Source organism: Pinisolibacter sp. DMC100 (assembly GCF_056313705.1).
Map to the genome: position 1 here is coordinate 1,380,945 of NZ_JBQUZT010000001.1, position 24,687 is coordinate 1,405,631.

The following is a 24,687-nucleotide window of genomic DNA, read 5'->3' on the forward strand; positions in this document are numbered from 1 at the left end:
TCGCGGGTGTCGGTCGGGGACGATGCCCCGCGCCTCAGCCCTCGAGTGCCGCGTCGACCGCCTTGCGGAAGACGCTCGGCAGCGCCTCGCCGGGAAGGTCCTTCGGAGCCGACCACCAGTGTCCCGCCGGCGCCGGGGTCGAGCGCGGGACGTCGCCGCGCATCACCGTCAGCTCCAGCCGGAAATGGGTGAAGACGTGGACGACCGGCGTCGCGATTCTGCGCCAGCGTCCGGCGACCGGAGGCGCCACCTCGGCGATCGTCCCGACAGCCCCCCAGTCGCCACCCGGCGGCTCGCTCATGCCGCCGAGGAGGCCCTTCGGCGGACGCCGGCGCAGCAGCACCGCGCCGTCCTCGCGCACCGCGACGTGGCAGACCCCGACCCGCTCCGGCCGCGCCGTCTTCGCCGCCCGCATCGGCAGGCTCTCGGCGATGCCGAGCGCGCGGGCCCGGCAGGACGCCGTCCACGGGCAGAGCGCACAGGCGGGCTTGCGCGGCGTGCAGATCGTCGCGCCGAGATCCATCGTGGCCTGGGCGAAGTCGCCCGGCCGGACGTCCGGCGTCAGCGTCGCGGCGAGTTTGCGCAGCGCCGGCTTGGCGGCGGGCATCTCCTCCTCCACCGCGAAGATCCGGGCGACGACGCGCTCGACGTTGCCGTCGACGACGGTCGCGCGCTGATCGAAGGCGATCGCCGCGATCGCCGCTGCGGTATAGGCGCCGATGCCGGGCAGCGCCCGCAGCGCGTCCTCGGTCGCGGGGAAGCGTCCGCCGTGTTCGGCCACGACCGCCTTGGCGCAGGCGTGCAGATTGCGTGCGCGGGAATAGTAGCCGAGCCCGGCCCAGGCCTTCATCACCTCGGCCTCGTCGGCGGCGGCGAGATCGACGACCCGCGGCCAGCGCGCGGTGAAGGCCTCGAAATAGCTCTTCACCGCGGCGACGGTCGTCTGCTGCAGCATGATCTCGGAGAGCCACACCCGATAGGGATCGGCGACGACGCCCTCCGCGTGTTCCGGCGGCGTCACCCGCCACGGCAGGCGGCGGTGGTGCCGGTCGTACCAGGAAAGGAGATCGGCGGCGCGTGGGGCGGGGAGGGCGAGGGCAGCATCCATGCCTCCTCACCTAGCGTGGGGATGGCGGGGAGAAAAGCCCGCGCCGGCGCAAGGTCCGGCGGAACGCGCGTTTCCCCGCCTTGTTTCCGCCCGCCCGCTTCGCCATGGTGGCGCCATGGCGAACGCCCCCGACACCCGTTTCTCGTCCCAAGGCTCCCGGCCCCACCGCCGGCGCGGACCCGTGTCGGTCGCCGAGGCGCTCGGCGACGTGCTGAAGCCGGCGGCGAAGAAGCGTGGTTTCGCCTCGACCGATCTCTTCGCCCATTGGGCCGAGATCGTCGGCGCCGCCCATGCCGAGGCGACCCAGCCGGAGCGTCTCTCCTGGCCGCGTCGGCTCGAGGACGGCGGCGAGGAGGGCTTCGAACCGGCGACGCTGATCGTGCGCTGCGAGGGCGCCCGCGCCCTTCTCCTCCAGCACGACGCGCCGCGCGTGCTCGAACGCATCAACGCCCATTTCGGCTTTCCCGCCGTGGCGCGGCTGAAGATCGTGCAGAAGCCGATCGAGCGCCCGCGCATCACCCGCCCGCCGCGCCTGCGCGCGTTGGCGGCGAGCGAGGAGGCTTATCTCGCCACCCTCGTCGAGGGCATCGAGGACGAGGGCCTCAGGGCGGCGCTCTCCCGTCTCGGTCACGCCGTCGTCGCCTCGCGGCGTCGCTGAAACGTCGAATCCTGCACAAAGCCGTTGATATCCGCCGGGTTGTCCACCGTTGACGATGACGTGAACGGGCGCGCGGGGGCGACGTCTCGCCACATTCGGGCTATTGAAGGGGGAAGATCGGCCGATTTCGCCGCGACCCGCCCTTCGAGGATCCTCCCCGATGCAGACCCGCCGCAGCCTCCTTCTCGCCTCCGCCGCCGTGTTCGCCGCGGGGCTCGCTCCCGCCGCCGCCCAGGGCACGTTCGACACGACGGCGCTGAAGCAGCCGGGCGTGCTGCCCGACAAGGCGCTCGGCGACCCGAACGCGCCGGTCACGGTGATCGAATATGCCTCGATGACCTGCGGCCACTGCGCCCACTTCCACGAGGCGGTGTTCCCGCATCTCGATGAGAAGTACATCAAGACCGGCAAGGTCTATTTCGTCTATCGCGAGTTCCCGCTCGACGCGCTCGCCGCCGCCGTCTCGATGTTGTCGCGCTGCGCCCCCGGCGACCGCTACTTCGACGTCAACGGCCTGTTCTATTCCAAGCAGAAGGACTGGGCGCGGGCGGAGAACCCCGTCGACGCGCTGTTCCAGCTCTCCAAGCAGTCCGGCTTCACCCGCGACACGTTCAACGCCTGTCTGACCGACCAGAAGCTCCTCGACGGCATCACCGCCGGCCGCGAGCGCGCCGCCAAGGACTTCAAGATCGACGGCACCCCGACCTTCTTCGTCAACGGCAAGAAGATCGTCGGCATCGGCACGATCGCCGAGATGGACGAGGCGCTGGCGCCCTTCCTCAAGTGAGGCGGGGCGGGCGGCCTTCGCCCGAACGGGGGAGGGGACGGTGCGGTTCACTCGGCTGAGGCTCTCGGGCTTCAAGACCTTCGTCGAGCCGACCGAGTTCCGGATCGAACCGGGGCTGACGGGCGTCGTCGGGCCGAACGGCTGCGGCAAGTCCAATCTCGTCGAGGCCCTTCGCTGGGTCATGGGCGAGAACTCCTGGAAGTCCATGCGCGCCTCCGGCATGGACGACGTCATCTTCGCCGGCTCGGGCCGCCGCCCGGGCCGCAACTCCGCGGAAGTGACGCTCACCCTCGACAACTCCGACCGCACGGTGGCGCTGCCGCTCGCCGACGCCGACCTGCTCGAAGTGTCGCGTCGCATCGAACGCGAGGCCGGCTCGACCTACCGGGTCAACGGCCGCGACGTCCGCGCCCGCGACGTCCAGCTCCTGTTCGCCGACGCCTCGACCGGCTCGCGCTCGCCCTCGATGGTGCGTCAGGGCCAGATCGGCGAGCTGATCGCCGCCAAGCCGACGGCGCGCCGCGCCGTGCTGGAAGAGGCGGCCGGCATCTCCGGCCTCCATTCCCGCCGCAACGAGGCCGAGATCCGCCTCAAGGCGGCCGAGCAGAACCTCGAGCGCGTCGAGGACGTGCTGACCGAGTTCGAGACCCGCGTCGAGAGCCTCAAGCGCCAGACCCGTCAGGCGGTGCGCTATCGCAACCTCTCCGCCGAGATCCGCGACGCCGAGGCGACCATCGGCTGGCTGCGCTGGTGCGAGGCGGTGGTGCGCGAGGACGAGGCCGCCGCCGCCCTCGCAGAGGCGACGCGAGGCGCCGACGAACGCGCCGAGGCGCAGGCCCGGTCCGCCCGCGATGCGGCCGTCGCCGCCCACGACCTGCCCGAACTGCGCCGTGTCGAGGCCGAGACCGGCGCGACGCTGCAACGCCTGCGCATGGCCTCGGCCGAGATCGATGCCGAGGAACGCCGCATCCGCGATCGCCTCGCCGATCTCGAGCGCCGCCTCGCCCAGCTCGCCGCCGACGCCGCCCGCGAGGCGAGCCTCGCCGAGGACATGACCTCGGCGCTCGCCCGTCTCGCCGACGAAGAGGAAGATCTCGCGGCGGAAGCCGAGGAGAGCGCCGCCATCCTCGCCGATGCCGAGGACGGTCTCGCCGAGACCGAGGCGCGCCTTGCCGTCGCCGAGAGCGATCTCGCCGATCGCCAGGCCCGTCTCGCCGAGGCGGAAGCGCGCCGCCGCGCCCTCGACGAGGCCCGCCGTGCCGCCGAGGAGCGGCTTGCCCGTCTCGCGACGGAAGCCGCCGCCTGCGCCCGCGACCGTGCCGCGCTGGAAGCGACCGGCGACGACGAGGCGCTCGAGATCGCCCGCGACGACTGCGAGACCGCGACCGCCGCGGTGGTCGAGGCCGAGGACCGCGTCGCCGAGGCCGAAGAGGCGATCGGCGCGGCACGCAGCGGCTCCGAGGCCGCCCGCGTCGCGCTCGCCGAGGCCGAACGCGACCTCTCCCGGCTCGAGGCCGAGGCCAAGACGCTCGCCCGCATGCTCGACGTCGCCGCCGAACAGCTGTGGCCGCCGATCGTCGAGCACATCGCCGTCGCCCCCGGCCTCGAGGCGGCCCTCGCCGCAGCGCTGGGCGACGATCTCGAGATCTCCGCCGACGAAGGCGCCCCCGTCCACTGGCGCGATCCCGGCCCGGGAACCGCCGATCCCGCCCTGCCGCCCGGCGCCGAGCCGCTGGCGAAGCACGTCCGCGCGCCGGCGCTGCTGTCGCGCCGCCTCGCCCAGATCGGCCTCGTCGAGCGATCGCAAGGCGCCCGCCTGCGCTTCGCCCTCGTGCCCGGCCAGCGCCTCGTCTCGCGCGAGGGCGACCTCTGGCGCTGGGACGGCCTGACGGTCGCCGCCGACGCCCCGACCGCCGCGGCGCGCCGCCTCTCCGCCCGCAATCGCCTCGCCGAACTCGATGGACTGATCGCGGCGGCCCGCGACGCCGTCGAGGCCGCCCGCCTCGCCCGCGAGGCCGCGACCGCCGCCGAGACCCGCGCCGCGAGCGCCGCGACCGCCGCCCGCGAGGCGCTGCGCCTCGCCCGCCGCGACGAGACGACGGCGCGCGAACTCCTCACACGCCTGGAGCGCGAGGCGGCGACCCGCGCCGCGGCGCTCGCCCGTCTCGTCGAGACCGCCGCGCGCCTCGAGGCCGAGCGCGAGGAGGCGACCGCCCGCGCCGAGGCGGCCCGCGCCGACGCCGCCGATCTGCCCGAGACCCGCGTCCTCGAGATCGATCTCGCCGAGGCCCGCGCCCGCGTCTCGATCGAACGCGCCTCGGTCGCCGAGGCCCGCGCCGCCCGCCAGACCCATCTGCGCGAGGCGGAGGCGCGCGAACGCCGCCGCCGCGCCATCGAGACCGAACGCCAGGGCTGGGCGGCGCGCGCCGCCAGCGCCGAGCGTCAGGCCGCCCTCGTCGCCGAACGCCGCGCCGAGGCCGAGGCCGAGCGCGACGAACTTCTCGATCGCCCCGCCGATCTCGACGACGCCCGCGTCCGTCTCGCCGGCGAGATCGCGACCGCCGAGGCGGCGCGTGCCGCCGCCTCCGATGCCCTGACGCTCGGCGAGCGCGCCCAGGCCGAGGCCGATCATCTCGCCCGCGCCGCCCTCGAGGCGCTGTCGACCGCCCGTGAGGCCAAGGGCCGCGCCGAGGAACGGCTCGTCGCCGCCGCCTCCCGCCGCGCCGAGATCGCCGACGCCATCGCCGAGGCCTTCTCGATCGAACCCGAGGCGCTCGCCCATCGTCTCGGCCTCGCGCCCGACGCGCCGCCGCCCGACGAGACCGCGACCGAGCGGCGCCTGGAGCGTCTGCGCGTCGAGCGCGAGAAGCTCGGCCAGGTCAATCTCGCCGCAGAGGCGGAACTGACCGAGGTCGAGGCCCGCCGCGAGGCGCTGGCCGGCGAGCGCGACGAACTGGTCGAGGCGATCCGGCGCCTGCGCGCCTCGATCGGCACGCTCAACCGCGAGGCCCGCGAGCGCCTGCTCGGCGCCTTCGACCGGGTCAACGGTCATTTCCGCGAGCTCTTCACCCATCTCTTCGGCGGCGGCGACGCCGAGCTGCAGCTGGTCGAATCGGACGATCCGCTCGAAGCCGGCCTCGAGATCCTCGCTCGCCCGCCCGGCAAGAAGCCGGCGACGCTGACGCTGCTCTCCGGCGGCGAACAGGCGCTGACCGCGCTCGCCCTGATCTTCGCCGTCTTCCTCACCAATCCGGCGCCGATCTGCGTCCTCGACGAGGTCGACGCGCCGCTCGACGACGCCAACGTCGAACGCTACTGCGACCTGCTCGACCGCATGACGCGGCTGACCGACACCCGCTTCGTCGTCATCACTCACAATCCGATCACCATGGCGCGGATGAACCGGCTCTTCGGCGTCACCATGTCGGAGCGCGGCGTCTCCCGCCTCGTCTCGGTCGACCTCGAGGTCGCCGCCCGCATCGTCGAGCCCGCGTGACGCCCGACGCCCCGGCGATTCTCGCGGGCTCACGAGCGATTCTCTCGGGTCCCCGATCCCCCGTCTTCGGCGCACATCACGACGCTGAAGGGATCGCCCGCGAGCGATCGCACGGCCCGCGCCCGCGCGAGGGGACGCGGGCATCGGCGGCGGATACGCAAAAACATCGTGCAAGCTCGATTATCCCATTGATTTCATGGCGATAAACTAAAGTCTGGTATCCTTGACAGGCTTTTCCCCGGCCACTATGGTGCGCCCGGTTTCGAAGGTGGGATCGGCCATGGCCGAGCCTGCGGGAAGCATTGCCTCGAGCGAGGGATCTCGACCATGATCGATGGATCTGAGGGACGGGATCCGGCGGACGGGGCAGCAAAGCGACCCGCGGCATCCGCCGAGGAAGCGGCGCTCGCCGCACGTCTGGATCGGCTGGGGGAGACCCTCGAGGCGAGACGGGCGGCGGAAGAGGCGGCGAAGGCGAAGGCAAGGTCTTCCGGCTTCGCTCAGGCGACCAAGATCGCCTCCGAATTCGTGGCCGGCGTGATCGTCGGCGGCGGCCTCGGATGGGTGGTCGACCGGGCGCTGGGCACCGCTCCCTTCGGGTTGATCATCCTCCTTCTTCTCGGCTTCGCGGCCGGCGTGCTCAACGTCCTGCGAGCCGAAGGCGTGGTGGCCGATGCGGGGGCACGGCTGCGCGAGAAGGGAAATTCCGGATCGCGGCCGGCATCTCCGGACGACGATCATGGTCCAAGGGCGTAGAGCGCGCGGCGACGCGGCGTGCTATGCGAGGGGCCGAAACGGGAATCGAGGGTCCGAGGGCGTGAGCCCGCGGGCAGTTGGCGCGTGATGCGCGGGCGGGGTTCGGCCGGTTCGGCCGGGACGAAAGAAGCGGAGACTGACAGGTGGCAGCCGACAAGGTCGATCCGATCCATCAGTTCCACATCACCAAGATCCTTCCGATCCAGGTGGGCCACTACGACGTGTCCTTCACCAACTCGTCGCTGTTCATGGCGGTGACGGTGATCGTGGCGACGGCGTTCCTGGTGCTCGCCTCGTCGGGTCGTTCGCTGGTGCCGAACCGCTGGCAGCTCGTCGCCGAGATGGCCTACTCCTTCGTCGCCGGCACGCTGCGCGACGCCGCGGGCAAGGCCGGCATGAAGTTCTTCCCGCTGGTGTTCTCGCTCTTCATGTTCGTGCTGGTCGCGAACCTGCTGGGCATGGTCCCCTACTTCTTCACGATCACCTCCCACATCATCGTGACCTTCGCCCTGGCGATCCTGGTCATCGGTACCGTGATCGTCTACGGCATCTGGAAGCACGGCTTCCACTTCTTCGGCCTCTTCGTGCCGTCGGGCGTGCCGGGCGCCCTGATCCCGCTGGTGACGATGATCGAGATCATCTCGTTTCTCTCTCGTCCGATCAGCCTCTCGGTTCGTCTCTTCGCCAACATGCTGGCCGGCCACATCACGCTGAAGGTCTTCGCGGGCTTCGTCGTGACGCTCTCGGCCGCCGGCACCGTCGGCATGGTCGGCTCGGTCCTGCCGCTCGCCATGGCGGTGGCGCTGACCGCGCTCGAGTTCCTGGTCGCCTTCCTGCAGGCCTACGTCTTCACCGTTCTGACCTGCATGTACCTGAACGACGCGATCCACCCCGGCCACTGAGGCCGGGAGATCGCGGAAGTACCCATCCCAACAGTCGACTACCCGAAGGAGCATTCAGATGGATCCGCAAGCTGCAAAGTACCTCGGCGCCGGTATCGCCACCCTCGGCATGGCCGGTGCTGGCATCGGTCTCGGCACCATCTTCGGCAGCTACCTCGCCGGCGCGCTGCGCAACCCGGCGGCTGCCGACGGCCAGTTCGGCCGCCTGATCTTCGGCTTCGCCGTGACCGAAGCTCTCGGCATCTTCTCGCTCCTCGTCGCCCTGATCCTGCTCTTCGCCTGATCGGCGAAGACGCACGAATTCGGGTTCACCGGCCGTCCGTCGGGCGGCCGGTGACGCATGCGACCCCACTGCCGCCGTCTTCCCGGCGGTGGTGACTTCGGTTCATCCCAGGACGGTCGAGATGGCGGAACAAGTCCACACCACGGCAGAGGTGCAGCACGGCGGCGCGCAGCACGGCGGGGCCTTCCCCCCGTTCGACAGCTCGACCTTCGCCTCGCAGCTCCTCTGGCTCGCGATCACCTTCGGCCTCTTCTACGTGCTGATGGCCAAGGTCGCTCTGCCGCGCATCGGCGGCATCCTCGAGACGCGTCACGGCAAGATCGCCGCCGACCTCGAGGAGGCGAACCGCCTCAAGGCGGATTCGGAAGCGGCCGGCGCCGCCTACGAAGCCTCGCTGGCGACGGCTCGCAAGAAGTCCCAGGAGATCGCCTCCGAAACCCGTGCGGCGCTGACCGCCTCGATCGACGCCAAGCGCGCCGATGCCGAGACCGGGCTCGCCGCCAAGATCGCCGAGGCGGAGAGCCGCATCGCCGACATCAAGACCAAGGCGCTCGCCGAGGTCGACGGCATCGCGGTCGACACCGCCGAAGCCCTGGTCTCGTCGCTGATCGGTGACGGTGTCTCGCGTGACGAGATCGCCGCTGCCGTCGCCGCGGCGAAGTGAGGAGAAACTCATGGACGCGACGTCTCTCGCCTCTCTCTGGGCCTTCATCTCGCTTCTCATCTTCTTCGGCGTCATCGTCGCCCTGAAGGTTCCGGGCAAGATCGGCGCCGCGCTCGACGGCAAGGTCGCCGCGATCGAGGCCGAACTCGCCGAGGCCAAGCGCCTGCGCGAGGAAGCCGGCGCGCTGCTCGCTGCCTACAAGCAGAAGGCCGCCGACGCCGAACTCGAAGCCCAGTCGATCGTGGCCGAAGCCAAGGCTCAGGCCGAGTTCGCCACCACCGAGGCCGAAAAGGCGCTCGAGGATCTGATCGCCCGCCGTACCAAGGCGGCCGAATCCAAGATCGCCCAGGCGGAAGCCCAGGCGGTGGCGGAAGTCCGCTCGCGCGCCACCGACCTCGCGGTCGCCGCCGCCGAGAAGCTGATGGCCGCCAAGGTCGCCGGCCCGTCGGGTGACGTGCTGGTCGCCAAGGGCATCGCCGAGGTCGCCGCCAAGCTCAACTGAGCCGGCAGCACTTCGCAACGAATTCGACCCGCGTCTCGCGAGAGGCGCGGGTTTTTCGTTGGCGGGGGCGGTGAGGGGGGAAGGCGTTCGAGATACCCGGTTCCGAGCCATGATGCGCAATGCTTCGTCTCCGGCCCCCGCAGGGCCCGGCGCGCCACCTCACCCGAAGAGATCGCCCTGCGACCCGCCCGCGGTCTTCGGCCGCGCGGGTCTCGCCTTGGGCGTCGGCTTCTCCTTCGGCGGCAGGCCGAGGGCGCGGGCGACCGGGGCGAAGCTGCGGCGATGGAGGGGCGTCGCGCCGAGACGGGCGAGGGCCGCCATGTGGTCGGCGGTGCCGTAGCCCTTGTGCTGCTCGAGCCCGTAGCCGGGATGCTCGGCCCCCGCCTTCTCCATCAGCCGGTCGCGCAACACCTTGGCGACGATCGAGGCGGCGGCGATGGTGAGCGACCGCGCGTCGCCCTCGACGACCGCCGTGCCGGGACACGGCAGGCCCGGCGGCACGTCGATGCCGTCGATCAGCACGTGGTCGGGCGGCACCGCGAGCCCCTTCACCGCCCGCCGCATGGCGTCGAGCGTCGCGGCGCGGATGTCGGTCCCGTCGATCCGCTCGACCGAGGAGAGCGCGATCGCCACGCCGTGGTCGGCGAGGATCGCCTCGAACAGCGCCTCGCGCCTGGCCGCCGTCAGCTTCTTCGAATCGTTCAGCCCCGCCGGCACACGGGCCCAGTCGAGCACCACGGCGGCGGTGACGACCGGCCCGGCGATCGGTCCGCGCCCCGCCTCGTCGACGCCGGCGATCCGCGAGCCGGGTGCGCCATGGGCACGCTCCAGCGAATCGTCCGGCCCCGCCGTCGTGGCGACCTTCGCCTTCGCCTCACGCTTCGCCATGATCGCCCTCCGGCAGGCGGGTGACGCCCTCGGCATCGATCGGAAAGAACGGATTGTGGGCGACCTCCCAGAGGTGGCCGTCGGGGTCGGCGAAATAGCCGGAATAGCCGCCCCAGAAGACGTCCTTCGCCGGCTTCACCAGCCGCCCGCCGGCCGCGATGGCTTGCGTCAGCCCGGCATCGACCGCCTCGCGGCTGTCGCGGTTCCAGGCGAGCGTGATGCCGGAAAAGCCGGTGCCGTCGGCGGCCACCGCCGCGTCGTCGACCAGCGCGGCGCGACCGTAGAGGGCGAGGATCACCCCGTTCATGTCGAAGAAGGTGACGTGTTCGTTGCTCGCCGCGCCCACCCGCGCGCCGAGCGCGACATAGAAGGCGGTCGCCCGGGCGACGTCGGCGACGCCGAGGGTGACGATCGACAGGCGGATCGACATCGGGATCTCCTTCAGAACAGCGACAGTTGCCGGCCGGCGACTTCCGGCTGGCGAAACCGTGTGCAGTCGAGCGCGTCGCGTTTCGGCTTGGCGATGCCGAGCCGCTTCAGCGCCAGTTCGAAACGGCGACGGATCTGGTCGGCGTAGGGCCCGCTGCCCCGCATCCGCCGCCCCCAGGCCGCGTCGTAGTCCTTGCCGTCGCGCATGGCGCGCAGGATCGACAGGACGTGACGATAGCGGTCGGGATGGTGTTCGACGAGCCAGCCCTTGAAGATTTCGGTGACTTCGAGCGGCAGGCGCAGCAGCACCCAGCCCGCCTCGCCGACCCCGACGGCGGCCGCCGCCTCGAGGATCGCCTCGATCTCGGGATCGTTCAGCGCCGGAATGATCGGCGCGACCAGCACGCCGGTCGGAATGCCGGCCTCCGACAGCGCCTTCAGTGCAGCGAGCCGCTTCTCCGGGCTCGACGCCCGCGGCTCCATCGAGCGCGACAGGCGGCGGTCGAGCGAGGTGACGGACATCGCCACCCGCGCCAGGCCCTTGGCCGCCATCGGTGCCAGAATGTCGATGTCGCGAGCGACCAGCGCCGACTTGGTGACGATCGTCACCGGATGGTCGGTGCGGGCGAGCACCTCCAGCACCTCGCGGGTGATCCGCCAGCGCCGTTCGATCGGCTGATAGGGATCGGTGTTGGTGCCGAGCGCGATCGGCTTCGGCCGATAGCCGGGCGCCGCGAGCTCGCGCTCGAGCAGCCGCGCCGCGTCGGGCTTGGCGAAGAGGCGGCTCTCGAAGTCGAGCCCCGGCGACAGGCCCATGTAGGCATGGGTCGGCCGGGCATAGCAGTAGGAACAGCCGTGCTCGCAGCCGCGATAGGGGTTGATCGAGCGGTCGAATCCGATGTCCGGCGACGAATTCCGCGTGATGATCGTCTTCGGCTTCTCGATCGTCACGGTGGTGGCGAAGGCCGGCAGATCGTCGAGATCGCCCCAACCGTCGTCGAAGGCCTCGCGCCGCTCGCGCTCGTAGCGGCCCGAGGCATTGGCGGTCGCGCCGCGCCCGCGCCGCCGATCGGCGACGACGGCGCCTTCCGCCGAGACGCCGGCGGCAACGGGGGAGGGGGGCGTGGGCTCGATCCGATTCATGCCCCGATCATGCGTCGGAAGCGAGAACAAGACAAGAACATCCTTCATCCTGTGCCCGCCCGCGGCTTTCCCGCGCTGGCAGGCGGCGCCGCGCGCGTGTATGACGGATCTGCGAAAATGGCGATCGCGGGGGCGATCCGCCGGGGACGAGGTCGTCGAGCCCATGTTGTCCGTCGTCATTCCGACGAGAAACGCCGAGGAGGGCCTCGCCCGCACGCTGTCGTCGCTGGTGGCGGCGGCGGCCGAGGGCGTGGTGCGCGAGGTGATCGTGGTCGATCACGCCTCGACCGACGGTACCCGCATCGTCGCCGATGCCGCCGGCTGCACGCTGGTCGACGGGCCGGCCGATTGGGCCGGCCGGGTCGCGGCGGGCGTGGCGGCGGCGCGGCGGGCGCCGTGGTTCCTGATCCTGCCGCCCGACGTCTTCCTCGACGGCGACTGGTTCCGCGAGGCGGCGAGCTTCGTCGACCGGGTCGAGCGCACCGGACGCGCCGACGACACCGTCGCCGTCTTCCGCCTCGCCTGGGACGACTTCGACTGGCGCGCCCGCCTCGCCGAACACCTCGTCACCCTGTCGCAGCGCCTCTTCGGCTCCCCCTTGCGCGAGCAGGGCCTGCTGGTGGCGCGCGACCGGCTGGAGAAGGCGGTCAGGGCGGCGGGCCGCGGCGATCACCGCGCCCTCGTCGCGGCGCTCGGCCGGACGACGCGGCGCGTGCTGCGGGTCGAGGCGGTCGTGCTGCCGCCGGCGAGCGGCGGCGCCTCGGTGCCCTCGGCCGCCGGCCTCGCGGCGCTGGCGCTGGCGGCGGTCGGCCTGCCGGTCGGACCGGACGGACTGTCGGCCGATCGCTGAGCCGCGGTCCGATCGATCGGATCTTTCGGGCGTCCGTCTCGACGTCGCCATGATCTCTCTGCGATCATGAGGCCATGGACATCGCGCAGGCCTTCACAGATCTTCTCGCCTTCGTCGAGCGCAACCAGGCCTGGGCGGGTCTCGTCTTCGGCCTGATGGCCTTCGGCGAATCGCTGGTCGTCGTCGGCGTGCTGGTCCCGGCGACCGGCGTGATGATGGCGGCGGGCGCCCTGATCGGCACCGGGCAACTGCCCTTCCTCGACATCTGGATCGGCGGCGCGCTCGGCGCGGCGCTGGGCGACGCGATCTCCTATTGGGTCGGCCTGCGCCTCGGGCCGCACGTCGAGCGCATCTGGCCGTTCTCGCGCCATCCCGAGACACTGGCGGCGGCGCGCAACGTCTTCGCCCGCTGGGGCTGGACGGCGATCCTGATCGGCCGCTTCATCGGCCCCCTGCGCGCCAGCGTGCCGACGGTCGCCGGCATGTCGGCGATGCCGGTGATCCCCTTCCAGATCGCCAACTTCGGTTCGGCGATCCTGTGGATCCCGGTCCTGATCGCGCCGGGCTCGATGGGCGCCTGGGCCTGGAAGCTCTTCGGCGAGGGCGACCGCGAGGCGGCGATCGCCGTGGCGGCGGCACTGTTGGTGGTGCTGGTCGGCACCGTGCTGGTCGCCCGCCGCCTGCTGCCGCGTCTGCTCAAACGGGGTGTGGGGGAGGGTGCCGGCGAGCCTTGAAACGCGAAACGCCCGAGGTCTCCCCCGGGCGCTCTGTGTCGTCTCGATCGGCGTCGATCACATGTTGGGATAGTTCGGCCCACCGGCGCCTTCCGGCGTCGTCCAGGTGATGTTGCCGTTCGGATCCTTGATGTCGCAGGTCTTGCAGTGGACGCAGTTCTGCGCGTTGATCACGAAGGTCATGTCGCCGTCCTTCTCCATCCACTCGTAGACGCCCGCCGGGCAGTAGCGCGTCGACGGACCGGCGAAGGTGCCGAGCTCGGACGACTTCTGCAACGCCGGGTCGGCGAGCTTCAGGTGGATCGGCTGATCCTCCTCGTGGTTGGTGTTCGACAGGAACACCGAGGAGAGCCGGTCGAAGGAGATCTTGCCGTCGGGCTTCGGATAGACGATCGGCGTGCATTCCGCCGCCGGCTTCAGCGAGGCCGCATCGGTCTTGCCGTGCTTCAGCGTGCCGAACAGCGAGAAGCCGAAGAGCTCGTTGGTCCACATGTCGAGACCGCCGAGCGACACGCCGAGAATGGTGCCGAGCTTCGACCACAGCGGCTTGACGTTGCGGACCTTCTTCAGGTCCTTGCCGATGTCGGAGCTGCGCCAGGCGCGTTCGAACTCGATCGGCTCGTCGTGGGCGCGGCCCGCGGCGATCGCCTCGGCGATCTTCTCCGCCGCCAGCATGCCCGACAGCATGGCGTTGTGGCTGCCCTTGATGCGCGGCACGTTGAGGAAGCCGGCCGAACAGCCGATCAGCGCGCCGCCCGGGAACGACACCTTGGGAACCGACTGCCAGCCGCCCTCGGTGATGGCGCGCGCGCCGTAGGCGATGCGCTTGCCACCCTCGAAGACGCCGCGGATCTTCGGATGCGTCTTGAAGCGCTGGAACTCCTCGAAGGGCGACAGGTAGGGGTTCTCGTAGTTGAGATGGACCACGAAGCCCACGACGACCTGATTGTCCTCGATGTGGTAGAGGAACGAGCCGCCGCCGGTCTTGAGATCCAGCGGCCAGCCGAAGGAGTGCTGGACGAGGCCCGGCTTGTGCTTCGCCGGATCGACCTGCCACAGCTCCTTGATGCCGATGCCGAACTTCGGCACGTCGGCATCCTTGTCGAGCTGGTACTTGGCGATCAGCTGCTTGGCGAGCGAGCCGCGCACGCCCTCGCCGATCAGCGTGTACTTGGCGAGCAGCGCCATGCCGCGAGTGAAGCTGTCCTTGGGCTCGCCGTCGCGGCCGACGCCCATGTCGCCGGTGGCGACGCCGATCACCGCGCCCGCATCGTCGTAGAGGATCTCGGAGGCGGCGAAGCCCGGATAGATCTCGACGCCCAGCGCCTCGGCCTTGGCCGCGAGCCAGCGGCAGACGTTGCCGAGGCTGACGACGTAGTTGCCGTGGTTGTTCATCAGCTTCGGCATGGCGAAGTTGGGCAGGCGGATGCTCGCGCCCGGCGTCAGCACCAGGAACTGGTCCTCGGTGACGGGGGTCTTGAACGGATGATCCGCCTCCTCGCGCCAGCCCGGAACGAGGCGATCGACGGCGATCGGATCGACCACGGCGCCGGAGAGGATGTGGGCGCCGACCTCGGAGCCCTTCTCGAGCACCACGACGGAGATTTCCTCGCCCTTCTCGGCGGCGATCTCCTTCAGGCGAATGGCGGCGGCGAGGCCCGCAGGGCCCGCACCGACGATCACCACGTCGAATTCCATGCTCTCCCGCTCGGGAAGCTCGGCTGCCGCGCTCATTCCTCGAAACTCCTCAAAGCTCGGCGCGGGGCCTGCCCGCGCTGCGATCTCCCCGAACGGACCTCGTCGCCGGCCCCCCGACGTCGATGCCCGCCCCTCGCGACGTCGCCGCCGCATGCCCTCTTTTCGGGGGACGGCCGGCGATCGGCGCCGCGAAAATTCCGTCCCGTCCGTGCCGCGGTATCGCGTGACGGCGATCCACGGTCTATCATGCCCGGGATTCCGCGCTCGCGCGCAGCCGCAGGCTCCGAAGACCACTTAGACGCTTTCGAACCTTCCGCCAAGGCAGAAGAAAGTGTCGTATTGGGAAAGTCGCCGCATCCCCATGCCGTCGCCCCTCTCCCACGCCGAACTCGTCGCGCTGGTCGATTGGTATTCGGCCGTCGGCGTCGACGTCTGCCTGGGCGACGATCCGGTCGATCGCTTCGCCGAAACGGCGCGCGAGGCCGAGGAGCGTCGGCAACGCGCCGCCGCCGTCGCCGAGCGTTTCGCCGGCCGCCCCGCCCCGCGTCCCGATGCCGCGGCGGCCGAGACGGCCGCGCCTGCGCCCGATCGCACCGCCCCCGACCGCTCGCGCATGCCGCCGCCCGCCGCCGAGCGCCGCTTCGAGCCGCCGGCCCAGCCGGTCGCCCGGCCGAGCCTCGGCGCCGCGGTGCCCGGCGATGCCGGCGTCGTCGCCGCGCGCGAACTGGCCGCCCGCGCCCCGAGTCTCGAGGCGCTGCGCGAGGCGATGGAGCGTTTCGAGGGCTGCAATCTGCGCCTCACCGCCCGTCGGCTCGTCTTCTCCGACGGCGCCGCCGGCGCCCGCGTGATGTTCGTCGGCGAGGCGCCCGGCCGCGACGAGGACGAGGCGGGCATCCCCTTCGTCGGCCGCTCCGGCCATCTGCTCGACCGCATGCTGGCGGCGATCGGCATGAAGCGCTCCGAGGTCTACATCGCCAACGTCGTGCCCTGGCGCCCGCCGGGCAACCGCACGCCGACGCCGCAGGAGACCGAGATCTGCAAGCCCTTCGTCATGCGGCAGATCGAACTGGTGGCCCCCGAGGTGCTGGTCTTCCTCGGCGGCGCCTCGGCGGCGGCGTTGACCGGCACCACGCTCGGCATCACCCGCCTGCGCGGACGTTGGCTCTCCTATGCCACCTCGACCGGCGAGATCCCGGCCATGCCGACGCTGCATCCGGCCTATCTGCTGCGCCAGCCGGCGCAGAAGCGTTTCGCCTGGCGCGATCTCCTCGCCATTCGCCGCCGGCTCGATTCCTTCGGCTGAAGTCCGTCGTCGGCTGCCGAAACGCTATCCGGGCCGGAGGTCGCCCTCCGGCCCGGATCCGCGTCATGCGCGAGGGGGGGCGGATCAGTTGTCCATGCCCCCGCCGCCGCGATGGCCATGGTGGCCGCCGTGGCCATGATGACCGTGATGACCGGGGCCGCCGTGGTGCGCCGGCGGGGCCGGCTTCTGCTCGCCGGCACTGGCGAAGCCGCCGCCACCGCCGCCGAGGCCGCCGCCCGAGCCGCCGAAGCCCAGGAAGTAGACCACGCCGACCGTGCAGGTCTGACCGGCCGCGCAGTTGCCCATGGTTCCGAAGGGGATGAGGTCGCCGTCGGCATAGGCACTGCCGCTGAACGCGAGTGTCGAGAGAAGAACCGTCATGCCGATGTTTTTGCGGAGCGTCGTGAACATGGACGCCTCCTTCTGCCTCGGACCCGTCACTACGCACGGAGTCTTCATCGAGGCATGACGCGTAGATGCTCTCGATTACTACTGAATTCAATGTGTATTTATACATAAAGCGTTAACTAATATACTTTTGTTTGAGGTACTTGATTGCGTATTCGCGACGATTGTGCAAGCGGTACGACGTTTGGAAATAATTCGAAATAATCCGGCAAGCGATCCGCAAGAGACGGGGCCGATCATGTCCAGTCGGGAACAAGGGAGGCAAGACTAGGGAGGTCGGGTCATGTCCATCTCGTCCGTCGGTTCTTCTTTCAACGTCATCCAGCCCGTCCGCGCCGCGCGCGAGACCGCGGCTTCCGCGCGTGTCGCCGAGGCTGCGACCGCATCGGTCGACGGCGACGCCGGCGGGTCCCAGGACTGGCTGCCCCGGACGGCCTCCGAGGTCGCCGCCGAGAAGCTCGACTCGACCGCCATCGGCCGCCTCGTCGCGGCCCAGGAAGAGGCCACGTCGCGGCCCAACGTCTCGTCGCAGGACGCCTCGAAGGCCTATTCGCGCGCCTGAGGGCGCCCCGACCGCCATCGGTGCTCCCGAAACGCACGAGGCCCCGCGCAACGCGCGGGGCCTCTTTCGTCGTCATGGCCGAAGCCGCGAGCAGGGTGCGATCGATCTCAACGATCGATGCAGTGCCGGACGCGCTCGCCGGTGCTGTTGATGGTGGCGACGTCGCAGATCTGCTTGGCGCGGGAGTGCTTCGGCGTCCGCGGACGCTCGGGCTCGCGCGGCTGGTTCGGCGCGCAGGCGATGGTGGGCGGGCAGTTGCCCGGCTGGCCGAGCAGCATGACCTGACCGCCGCCGCCACCGCCGTCGGTGCCGGTCGAGCCGGTGGTGGACGGAGTGCTGCGGCTGACGGCCGCGCGCTGAGCCTGAGCCTCGAACGAGGTACCGGCGACGGCGAGGATGGCAGCGAGGGCGACGAAGCTGTTGCGGATCGCGTTGGACATGGGAACCTCCCCGGGTTCTCTCACCGGCCCGACCATCGAGCCGTTCTTGCTCGTCTGTCGTTGCGGCCCGCGAGCCGGTTCACATAAAGATGGAAACGAATGGAAAAAAATCGAGGGGCGCGATGTCGGTTGACGCGAGCCGCCGCCGATGGCTAGGGTCCGGCACGATTTTCTCCCCGGATTGGCCCCATGATCGCTTCCGACACGCCCGCCCACATGCGCCCCGATCGCTCCTTCCAGGGGCTGATCCTCACCCTCCAGCGCTTCTGGGCGGATTACGGCTGTGTGGTTCTCCAGCCCTACGACATGGAGGTCGGCGCCGGCACCTTCCATCCGGCGACGACGCTGCGCGCGCTCGGCCCCAAGCCGTGGCGCGCCGCCTATGTCCAGCCCTCGCGCCGCCCCAAGGACGGCCGCTACGGCGAGAACCCCAACCGGCTGCAGCACTATTACCAGTTCCAGGTGATCCTGAAGCCGTCGCCCGCCGACCTCCAGGACCTCTACCTGAAGTCCCTCGCGGCGATCGGCGTCGACGCGGCGACCCACGACATCCGCTTCGTCGAGGACGACTGGGAGAGCCCGACGCTCGGCGCCTGGGGTCTCGGCTGGGAATGCTGGTGCGACGGCATGGAAGTGTCGCAGTTCACCTATTTCCAGCAGGTCGCCGGCTTCGAGTGCTCGCCCGTCTCGGGTGAGCTGACCTACGGCCTCGAGCGCCTCGCCATGTACGTGCAGGGCGTCGACAACGTCTACGACCTCAACTTCAACGGCCGCGACGGCCACGAGAAGGTCACCTACGGCGACGTCTTCCTGCAGGCCGAACAGGAGTATTCCCGCCACAACTTCGAACATGCCGACGTCGACATGCTCTTCGAGCAGTTCCGCATGGCCGAAGCCGCGGCGAAGAAGTATCTCGCCGCCGGTTGGGAGACGCCGGAGGAGAAGCGTCACCTGATGGCGCTGCCGGCCTATGACCAGTGCATCAAGGCCTCCCACGTCTTCAACCTGCTCGACGCCCGCGGCGTCATCTCGGTGACCGAGCGCCAGAGCTACATCCTGCGCGTCCGCGAACTCGCCAAGGCCTGCGGCAAGGCCTGGCTGGCCACCGCCGGCGGCGGCGCCGCGTGAGGCGCACCCCGACCGACACGGATCTTCGAACGCCGCGCTCCCCCGAGCGCGGCGTTTCGGTTTTCTCGTAGGGTGTTTCCCATCGTCGAACGATGAGTGCGCCGATCTTCGCGAAATCAGATCAAGGCTCTTCGCCGCCGTCGATGGTCTCATCGTCCCATCGACGAGGAGAAAACCATGTCCATCGATCTTTCGCGTTACGATCTCACCGACGGCGACAACATCGTCCGCATCACGGCCGGGCTCTTCATGTTCCCGCACGTGGCCGGCAAGTTCGTCGACCACGCCGCCATTCTCGGCTTCTTCACCAAGGCGGGTTTCCCGGCGCCGGAGTTCTTCCTCTGGCTGGCGGCGGCGGTCGAAGGACTGTCGGGCCTCTGCCTGGTGCTCGGCCTCTTCACCCGCTTCGCGGCACCCGCGGCGGCCGGCGCGCTCTTCGTCGCGGCAGCGGCGCTGTTCGAGGTCGGCGGCTTCAAGTGGCTGTGGAACAAGGGCGGCTTCGAATACCCGATCTTCTGGGCGCTGATCTGCCTCGCCATCACCACCAAGGAATGGATGCCGGTGCTGCGTGCCCGCTTCGCCGCCGCCCCGGTCCCCGCCGCGGCCGAGTGATCGCGGCGATCGCCGCTCACAGCTCCGCCGCCGCGTCGAAGCGGCGGCGGTTCTCGCCGATCTCGGCCTGTCGGGTGACGGCCCAGTCGGCGAGCGCCCCGATCGGTCCGGCGAGCGAGTGACCGAGGTCGGTCAGGGCATATTCCACCTGCGGCGGGTTGGTCGGCCGGACGGTGCGGCTGATCAGTCCGTCGCGCTCGAGGCTGCGGAGCGTCACCGTCAGCATCCGCTGCGAGATCGCCCCGACCGCCCGCTTCAGCGCGTTGAAGCGCAGCGGCCCGTCGCCGAGCCGCAGGATGACGAGGACGCTCCAGGCATCCCCCAGCCGATCGAGCACGTCGCGGACCGGGCAGAGCACGCGCGCGTCGGCGACCGGACCGGTCACGCCGGCGATCACCCGGATCTCGGCCATCGAGCGGTCGCCGACCGGGGCGGTTCCCTCTGGGTGCCTTGCATTCATGAACATGCGTCCTTCCGCGTGAAGTCACTTCATGCCATCAAGTTACCATTCGTAACCTGATCGCACAATCGAACTACCCTTCGATCGTGCCGTCCCTAGATCCGAAGGAGGATCCAGCATGAAGATCGCCCTGATCGGCGCCACCGGTTTCGTCGGCGCCCCCGTCCTGGAAGAAGCCCTGTCGCGCGGCCACACCGTGGTGGCGCTCGCCCGCGATCCGGCCAAGCTCACCCCGCGCGCCGGCCTGACCGTGGTGAAGGCCGATGCCTACGACGCCGCTTCCGTCGCGGCTGCCGTGAAGGGCGCCGATGCCGTGATCTCCGCCTTCAATCCCGGCTGGACCGATCCCGAGATCGCGCCCAAGTTCACCGTCGGCGCCAAGGCGATCGACGCCGGCGTGATCGCCTCGGGCGTGAAGCGCCTGCTGGTGGTCGGCGGTGCCGGCTCGCTCTTCGTCGCACCGGGCGTGCAGCTGGTCGACACGCCGGAGTTCCCCGACTTCGTCCGCGCCGCCGCCTCGGCCGCCCGTGATATCCATTCCGACTATGTCGCCGGTCGCGCCGGCAACGGCCTCGACTGGACCTTCCTGTCGCCGCCCGCCGGCTACGGCCCCTACGACCCGGCCGCCGATGCCCCGCGCACGGGCAAGTACCGCGTCGGCAAGGACGAGGTCCTCTTCGCCGGCCCCGCCCCCGCGACGATCTCGCGCGCCGACCTCGCGGTGGCGATCCTCGACGAGATCGAGAAGCCGGCGCACATCCGCGTCCGCTTCACCGTCGCGGCCGCCTGACGGCGCCTCGGATGGCGCCTCGAAGCAACCGAAAGGCCGGAGCGATCCGGCCTTTCGCGCGTCTCGGGCTGGACACCGTCGCGCCCCGGCTCTATGCCTCGACGCGACCCGTTTTCCGAGCCGGACCAGAGCCGACCATGCCCGAACTGCTTCTCGAACTGTTCTCCGAAGAGATCCCCGCCCGCATGCAGAAGAAGGCGTCGGAGGATCTGAAGAAGATGATCACCGACGGGCTGGTCGCCGCGGGCCTGCACTACGAGGGCGCCAGCGCCTATGCGACGCCCCGCCGCCTGACGCTGCACGTCGTCGGCGTGCCCGCCAAGGGCGCCGACGTGCGCGAGGAGAAGAAGGGCCCGCGCGTCGGTGCCCCCGATCAGGCGATCCAGGGCTTCCTCAAGGGCGCCGGCCTCGCCTCGCTCGACCAGGCGACCGTCGTCTCCGACAAGAAGGGCGACTACTACGTCGCCGAGACGGTGAAGCCCGGCCGCAAGGCGATCGACGTGCTGGCCGAACTGGTGCCGGCGACGATCCGCGCCTTCCCCTGGCCGAAGTCGCAGCGCTGGGGTTCGGGAAGCTTGCGCTGGGTGCGTCCGCTCCACTCGATCGTCTGCACCTTCGGCACCGATCTGGAAGAGCCGGAGATCGTCCCCTTCGAGGTCGACGGCATCCATGCCGGCAACATCACCCGCGGCCATCGCTTCCTGGCGCCCGCGCCGTTCTCGGTGAAGCGCTTCGACGACTATGTCCAGAAGCTGCAGAACGCCAAGGTCATTCTCGACACCGAGCGCCGCAAGCACATCATCCTCGAGGACGCCAAGTCGCTCGCCTTCGCGCAGGGGCTCGAGCTGGTCGAGGACGACGGCCTGCTCGACGAGGTCGCCGGTCTGGTCGAATGGCCGGTGACGCTGATGGGCACCTTCGAGGAGGAGTTCCTGGAGGTTCCGTCGGAGGTGATCCGCGCCACCATCCGCGCCAATCAGAAGTGCTTCGTGCTGCGCTCGCATCACATCGACCAGAAGCTCGCCAACAAGTTCCTGCTGGTCTCGAACCTCGAGGCCAAGGACGGCGGCAAGAAGATCGTCGCCGGCAACGGCCGCGTCATCCGCGCCCGCCTGTCGGATGCCCGCCACTTCTTCCACACCGACCTCGCCGACCTGCCGGACTACAAGGACGCCGGCAAGATCCTCGACCAGCGTCTGGCCAAGCTGCGCGCGCTGAACGTGGTCTTCCACGAGAAGCTCGGCACTCAAGGAGCGCGCGTCGATCGTCTGATCCGGCTGGCCGGCGAACTGGCGCCGTTGGTCGGCGCCGACGTCGGCAAGGCGCGCCGCGGCGCCGAGCTCGCCAAGGCCGACCTCATGACCGAGGTCGTCGGCGAGTTCCCCGAGGTCCAGGGCCTGATGGGCCGCACCTATGCGATGGCTCAGGGCGAGCCGGTCGAGGTCGCCGCGGCGATCGAGGATCACTGGAAGCCGCAGGGTCCGTCCGACCGCGTGCCGTCCGACCCGGTGTCGATCGCCGTCGCGCTCGCCGACAAGCTCGACGTGCTGACCGGCTTCTGGGCGATCGACGAAAAGCCGACGGGCTCCAAGGACCCCTACGCGCTGCGCCGCGCCGCGCTGGGCGTGATCCGCATCCTGCTCGAGGGTGGCGTGCGGCTGAAGCTGGTGCCCGCCTTCGCCACCGCGCTCACCGCCCTGCCGAAATCGGGCGACGGCATCGCCGCCGACCTCCTCGCCTTCTTCGCCGATCGCCTCAAGGTGCAGCTGCGCGACCAGGGTGCGCGTCACGACCTCGTCGACGCCGTCTTCGCGCTCGGCACCGCAGAGAACCCGCAGGACGACCTCGTCCTCGTGGTGAAGCGCGTCGACGCGCTCGGCGCCTTCCTCGCCACCGAGGACGGTGCCTCGCTGCTCGCCGGCTACAAGCGCGCCGCCAACATCCTCGACAAGGAGGAGAAGAAGGACGGTCGCGCCTATTCGGGCGCGATCGACGCGGCGCTCCTCGCCGAGCCGGCCGAGAAGGCGCTCGCCGCCGCGGTCGAGACCGCGACCGCCGCCGCCGCCAAGGCCGTGGCCGGCGAGGACTTCGCCGCCGCCATGACGGCGCTGGCCGGCTTGCGCGGTCCGGTCGACGCCTTCTTCGACGGCATCCTCGTCAACGCCGACGACAAGGGCGTGCGCGAGAACCGGCTGAAGCTGCTCGCCGCCATCCGCGCCGCCTGCGCCACCGTCGCGGATTTCTCGCGCATCGGCTGATCGAGCGGACACGAACATCGAGAGCCCGTCGGAGCGATCCGGCGGGCTCTTTGCGTTTTCGGGCTGCGGCAGGTTCTGTGCGCGGGTGCGCGATGCTTCGAGACGGGCGCCCGAAGGTCGCCCTCCTCAGCATGAGGCGTCTGTAATTGTTTCGAATATGAATAGCGCCTCATGCTGAGGAGCGGGCCGGAGGCCCGCGTCTCGAAGCATCGCGCACGGAATCCAGTCCGCACGGAATCGAGGACGCACTCCGCCTCACGCATCCGCGACGAAGGCTGCCAGCGCCGCCGGCCGCGCGAAGACGCCGGGATCGGCGACGCCGTTGACCTCGCCGGAGACCCATCTGAGCGCGATCACCCGCAGCAGCGAGGCGAAGTTGCCGACCTCGCCGCGCAGTTCCACCACCTCGTCGTGGAGCGTGGAGAGGAACCGCGCGGTCGTGAGTCCTGAGGCGCGGGCGATGTCGTCGACGATCCGCCAGAAGGCGGCCTCGAGACGCAGGCTGGTGACGACGCCGGCGATGCGCACGGAGCGCGTCGCCGGCTCGAACAGTGCCGGATCGGTGGATGCGAAGACATGGCACATCGGTTTCGGTCTCCTCCCGAACCGCGCCGGAACACGTCCCCTCGAGGGGATCTCTCGTCCCGGCGCTCGGCCACGGCCCCGCCTCAGTGCGCGATGCGGGTGCCGAGCACCGCCAGGAACTGCGCCATCCATGCCGGATGGGCGGGCCAGGCGGGCGCCGTCACCAGATTACCATCGGTGTAGGCGCCGTCGATGGCGATGTCGGCATATTCGGCGCCGGCGAGCCTGACCTCCGGCGCGCAGGCCGGATAGGCCGAGACCTTGCGTCCGCCGATGACCCCGGCCGCCGCGAGGATCTGGGCGCCGTGGCAGATCGCGGCGATCGGCTTGCCGGCCTTGGCGAAGCCCTGGACGAGCGCGATCACCCCGGCGTCGAGGCGGAGATATTCCGGCGCGCGACCGCCCGGAACGACCAGCGCGTCCCAACCCTCGTGCGAGGCCGGAAAGTCGGCGTTGATCGCGAAGTTGTGGCCGCGCTTCTCCGAATAGGTCTGCTGGCCTTCGAAGTCGTGGATCGAGGTGGCGATGCTCTCGCCCGCCTTCTTGCCCGGACAGACCGAATGGACGGAATGGCCGACCGCGGCGAGCGTCTGGAACGGCACCATCGCCTCGTAGTCTTCGACGAAGTCGCCGACGAGGAACAGGATCTTCTTGGACATGACATCTCTCCCGTACCCTCTCTGTCGCCGTCTCGGGGGGAGACGGCCGGAGGGTTGTGGAGAGCATCGGCCGAAACCGCGACGGTCGGGTAACACTCCGCTACTACGCGCGCCGCGCGGCCGAGCCATTCGAGGCCCGCGCCCACCGCGGTTGGCGAATCCGCTAGTCTCGCTCGATCCCGCCAATGTCGCGGCACGAGCCGAGGAGCAGCCCCATGATCGTCGACCTGCGCATCTACACCTGCAAGCCCGGCCGCGTCGCCGACTTCGTCGCCATCTACGAGACGCTCGCCTGGCCGCTGCAGCAGAAGTATCTCGGCCGCTGCCTCGGCTGGTACACCGGCCTCGAGGGGCGGCTCAACACGGTGGTCCACATGTGGGGCTTCGACAGCCAGGCCGACCGCGAAGCGCGCCGCAAGGAGATGGCCGCCGATCCGGCCTTCGCCGTCTATCTGAAGGCGATGGCCGAGGCCGACGTGCTGGTCGACATGGAGAACCGCATCCTGTCGCCCACCGCCTTCTCGCCGGTGAAGTGAGGCGCCGTTTGCCATCGACCGACCCGATGGGCGACGATCGCAGCGCGA

The 24,687-nt window shown here is 70.3% G+C and carries 27 protein-coding genes; 17 read left to right on the forward strand and 10 right to left on the reverse strand.

The genetic code is table 11. The features are described from left to right. Nucleotides 1-34: 34 nt before the first annotated feature. Nucleotides 35-1,108 (reverse strand): A/G-specific adenine glycosylase, encoded by a 1,074-nt coding sequence (gene mutY / locus ACT541_RS06330; RefSeq protein ID WP_476135169.1) that lies wholly within the window; start codon nt 1,106-1,108, stop codon nt 35-37. Between the two features lie 181 nt (nt 1,109-1,289). Here mutY and ACT541_RS06335 point away from each other — a divergent pair, with 181 nt between their 5' ends. From ACT541_RS06335 to ACT541_RS06370, 8 genes are all read left to right on the forward strand, one after another. Further along, complete coding sequence (locus ACT541_RS06335) at nt 1,290-1,766, forward strand: DUF721 domain-containing protein (RefSeq protein ID WP_476135170.1); 477 nt, start codon at nt 1,290-1,292, stop codon at nt 1,764-1,766. A 160-nt stretch (nt 1,767-1,926) separates the two neighbouring features. Continuing rightward, nucleotides 1,927-2,553 carry a DsbA family protein gene (locus ACT541_RS06340; protein WP_476135172.1) on the forward strand — a complete coding sequence of 209 codons (627 nt, stop codon included), beginning with the start codon at nt 1,927-1,929 and terminating at the stop codon, nt 2,551-2,553. A 40-nt stretch (nt 2,554-2,593) separates the two neighbouring features. Continuing rightward, nucleotides 2,594-6,049, forward strand: coding sequence for a chromosome segregation SMC family protein (locus ACT541_RS06345; RefSeq protein ID WP_476135174.1), 3,456 nt, complete (start codon nt 2,594-2,596; stop codon nt 6,047-6,049). Between the two features lie 327 nt (nt 6,050-6,376). Next, a complete protein-coding gene (locus tag ACT541_RS06350) occupies nt 6,377-6,805 on the forward strand; it encodes an AtpZ/AtpI family protein (protein ID WP_476135176.1) in 429 nt (142 codons plus the stop codon). A 143-nt stretch (nt 6,806-6,948) separates the two neighbouring features. Then, complete coding sequence (locus tag ACT541_RS06355) at nt 6,949-7,707, forward strand: F0F1 ATP synthase subunit A (RefSeq protein ID WP_476135178.1); 759 nt, start codon at nt 6,949-6,951, stop codon at nt 7,705-7,707. A gap of 58 nt (nt 7,708-7,765) precedes the next feature. Next, nucleotides 7,766-7,990, forward strand: coding sequence for a F0F1 ATP synthase subunit C (locus ACT541_RS06360; protein WP_131311877.1), 225 nt, complete (start codon nt 7,766-7,768; stop codon nt 7,988-7,990). A gap of 121 nt (nt 7,991-8,111) precedes the next feature. Continuing rightward, nucleotides 8,112-8,654: a F0F1 ATP synthase subunit B gene (locus ACT541_RS06365; protein WP_476135180.1), complete on the forward strand. Its 543-nt coding sequence runs from the start codon at nt 8,112-8,114 to the stop codon at nt 8,652-8,654. 10 nt (nt 8,655-8,664) lie between these two features. Further along, nucleotides 8,665-9,156 (forward strand): F0F1 ATP synthase subunit B family protein, encoded by a 492-nt coding sequence (locus ACT541_RS06370; RefSeq protein ID WP_476135181.1) that lies wholly within the window; start codon nt 8,665-8,667, stop codon nt 9,154-9,156. A gap of 159 nt (nt 9,157-9,315) precedes the next feature. On the opposite strand, the gene ACT541_RS06375 is transcribed toward ACT541_RS06370, so the two are convergent. From ACT541_RS06375 to ACT541_RS06385, 3 genes are read right to left on the reverse strand one after another with little or no spacing between them, the layout of a single operon-like run. Further along, entirely contained in the window at nt 9,316-10,044 is a 729-nt protein-coding gene (locus ACT541_RS06375) for a ribonuclease HII (RefSeq protein ID WP_476135182.1), read from the reverse strand. After that, nucleotides 10,031-10,474 carry a VOC family protein gene (locus tag ACT541_RS06380; protein ID WP_476135184.1) on the reverse strand — a complete coding sequence of 148 codons (444 nt, stop codon included), beginning with the start codon at nt 10,472-10,474 and terminating at the stop codon, nt 10,031-10,033. Before ACT541_RS06380 ends, ACT541_RS06375 begins: the two co-directional genes overlap by 14 nt. Before the next feature lie 11 nt (nt 10,475-10,485). After that, nucleotides 10,486-11,616 carry a PA0069 family radical SAM protein gene (locus tag ACT541_RS06385; RefSeq protein ID WP_476135185.1) on the reverse strand — a complete coding sequence of 377 codons (1,131 nt, stop codon included), beginning with the start codon at nt 11,614-11,616 and terminating at the stop codon, nt 10,486-10,488. Between the two features lie 163 nt (nt 11,617-11,779). Between ACT541_RS06385 and ACT541_RS06390 the strand changes: the two genes are divergently transcribed. Then, nucleotides 11,780-12,466, forward strand: a complete 687-nt coding sequence (locus tag ACT541_RS06390) for a glycosyltransferase (protein ID WP_476135187.1) — start codon at nt 11,780-11,782, stop codon at nt 12,464-12,466. Nucleotides 12,467-12,540: 74 nt separating this feature from the next. Continuing rightward, nucleotides 12,541-13,200, forward strand: a complete 660-nt coding sequence (locus ACT541_RS06395) for a DedA family protein (protein ID WP_476135188.1) — start codon at nt 12,541-12,543, stop codon at nt 13,198-13,200. 57 nt (nt 13,201-13,257) lie between these two features. Here ACT541_RS06395 and ACT541_RS06400 read toward each other — a convergent pair whose 3' ends face one another. Further along, nucleotides 13,258-14,934, reverse strand: a complete 1,677-nt coding sequence (locus ACT541_RS06400) for an electron transfer flavoprotein-ubiquinone oxidoreductase (RefSeq protein ID WP_476135190.1) — start codon at nt 14,932-14,934, stop codon at nt 13,258-13,260. A 325-nt stretch (nt 14,935-15,259) separates the two neighbouring features. On the opposite strand from ACT541_RS06400, the gene ACT541_RS06405 reads away from it, so the two are divergent. Then, nucleotides 15,260-16,201: a uracil-DNA glycosylase gene (locus ACT541_RS06405; protein WP_476135192.1), complete on the forward strand. Its 942-nt coding sequence runs from the start codon at nt 15,260-15,262 to the stop codon at nt 16,199-16,201. A gap of 84 nt (nt 16,202-16,285) precedes the next feature. On the opposite strand, the gene ACT541_RS06410 is transcribed toward ACT541_RS06405, so the two are convergent. After that, nucleotides 16,286-16,612, reverse strand: a complete 327-nt coding sequence (locus ACT541_RS06410) for a hypothetical protein (RefSeq protein ID WP_476135193.1) — start codon at nt 16,610-16,612, stop codon at nt 16,286-16,288. Between the two features lie 280 nt (nt 16,613-16,892). Between ACT541_RS06410 and ACT541_RS06415 the strand changes: the two genes are divergently transcribed. Beyond that, entirely contained in the window at nt 16,893-17,171 is a 279-nt protein-coding gene (locus ACT541_RS06415; RefSeq protein WP_476135195.1) for a hypothetical protein, read from the forward strand. A 107-nt stretch (nt 17,172-17,278) separates the two neighbouring features. On the opposite strand, the gene ACT541_RS06420 is transcribed toward ACT541_RS06415, so the two are convergent. After that, complete coding sequence (locus tag ACT541_RS06420) at nt 17,279-17,611, reverse strand: hypothetical protein (protein WP_476135197.1); 333 nt, start codon at nt 17,609-17,611, stop codon at nt 17,279-17,281. 216 nt (nt 17,612-17,827) lie between these two features. On the opposite strand from ACT541_RS06420, the gene ACT541_RS06425 reads away from it, so the two are divergent. Then, on the forward strand, nt 17,828-18,739 hold the full coding sequence (locus ACT541_RS06425; protein ID WP_476136053.1) for a glycine--tRNA ligase subunit alpha: 912 nt from the start codon (nt 17,828-17,830) through the stop codon (nt 18,737-18,739). A 177-nt stretch (nt 18,740-18,916) separates the two neighbouring features. Then, nucleotides 18,917-19,351, forward strand: coding sequence for a DoxX family protein (locus tag ACT541_RS06430; protein ID WP_476135198.1), 435 nt, complete (start codon nt 18,917-18,919; stop codon nt 19,349-19,351). 16 nt (nt 19,352-19,367) lie between these two features. Here ACT541_RS06430 and ACT541_RS06435 read toward each other — a convergent pair whose 3' ends face one another. Further along, entirely contained in the window at nt 19,368-19,763 is a 396-nt protein-coding gene (locus tag ACT541_RS06435; protein WP_476136054.1) for a winged helix-turn-helix transcriptional regulator, read from the reverse strand. A 166-nt stretch (nt 19,764-19,929) separates the two neighbouring features. Between ACT541_RS06435 and ACT541_RS06440 the strand changes: the two genes are divergently transcribed. Both ACT541_RS06440 and glyS read left to right on the forward strand, forming a co-directional pair. After that, the gene (locus tag ACT541_RS06440; protein ID WP_476135200.1) at nt 19,930-20,601 is read left to right on the forward strand and encodes an NAD(P)-dependent oxidoreductase; all 672 of its coding nucleotides are present in this window, start codon (nt 19,930-19,932) and stop codon (nt 20,599-20,601) included. Nucleotides 20,602-20,738: 137 nt separating this feature from the next. Beyond that, nucleotides 20,739-22,859 carry a glycine--tRNA ligase subunit beta gene (gene glyS, locus ACT541_RS06445; protein WP_476135201.1) on the forward strand — a complete coding sequence of 707 codons (2,121 nt, stop codon included), beginning with the start codon at nt 20,739-20,741 and terminating at the stop codon, nt 22,857-22,859. Nucleotides 22,860-23,114: 255 nt separating this feature from the next. Here glyS and ACT541_RS06450 read toward each other — a convergent pair whose 3' ends face one another. Both ACT541_RS06450 and ACT541_RS06455 read right to left on the reverse strand, forming a co-directional pair. Further along, entirely contained in the window at nt 23,115-23,444 is a 330-nt protein-coding gene (locus ACT541_RS06450; RefSeq protein WP_476135203.1) for a ribbon-helix-helix domain-containing protein, read from the reverse strand. 83 nt (nt 23,445-23,527) lie between these two features. Next, nucleotides 23,528-24,103, reverse strand: coding sequence for a DJ-1/PfpI family protein (locus tag ACT541_RS06455; protein WP_476135205.1), 576 nt, complete (start codon nt 24,101-24,103; stop codon nt 23,528-23,530). Nucleotides 24,104-24,318: 215 nt separating this feature from the next. On the opposite strand from ACT541_RS06455, the gene ACT541_RS06460 reads away from it, so the two are divergent. Then, the gene (locus ACT541_RS06460; RefSeq protein WP_476135207.1) at nt 24,319-24,639 is read left to right on the forward strand and encodes an NIPSNAP family protein; all 321 of its coding nucleotides are present in this window, start codon (nt 24,319-24,321) and stop codon (nt 24,637-24,639) included. Nucleotides 24,640-24,687 lie beyond the last annotated feature (48 nt).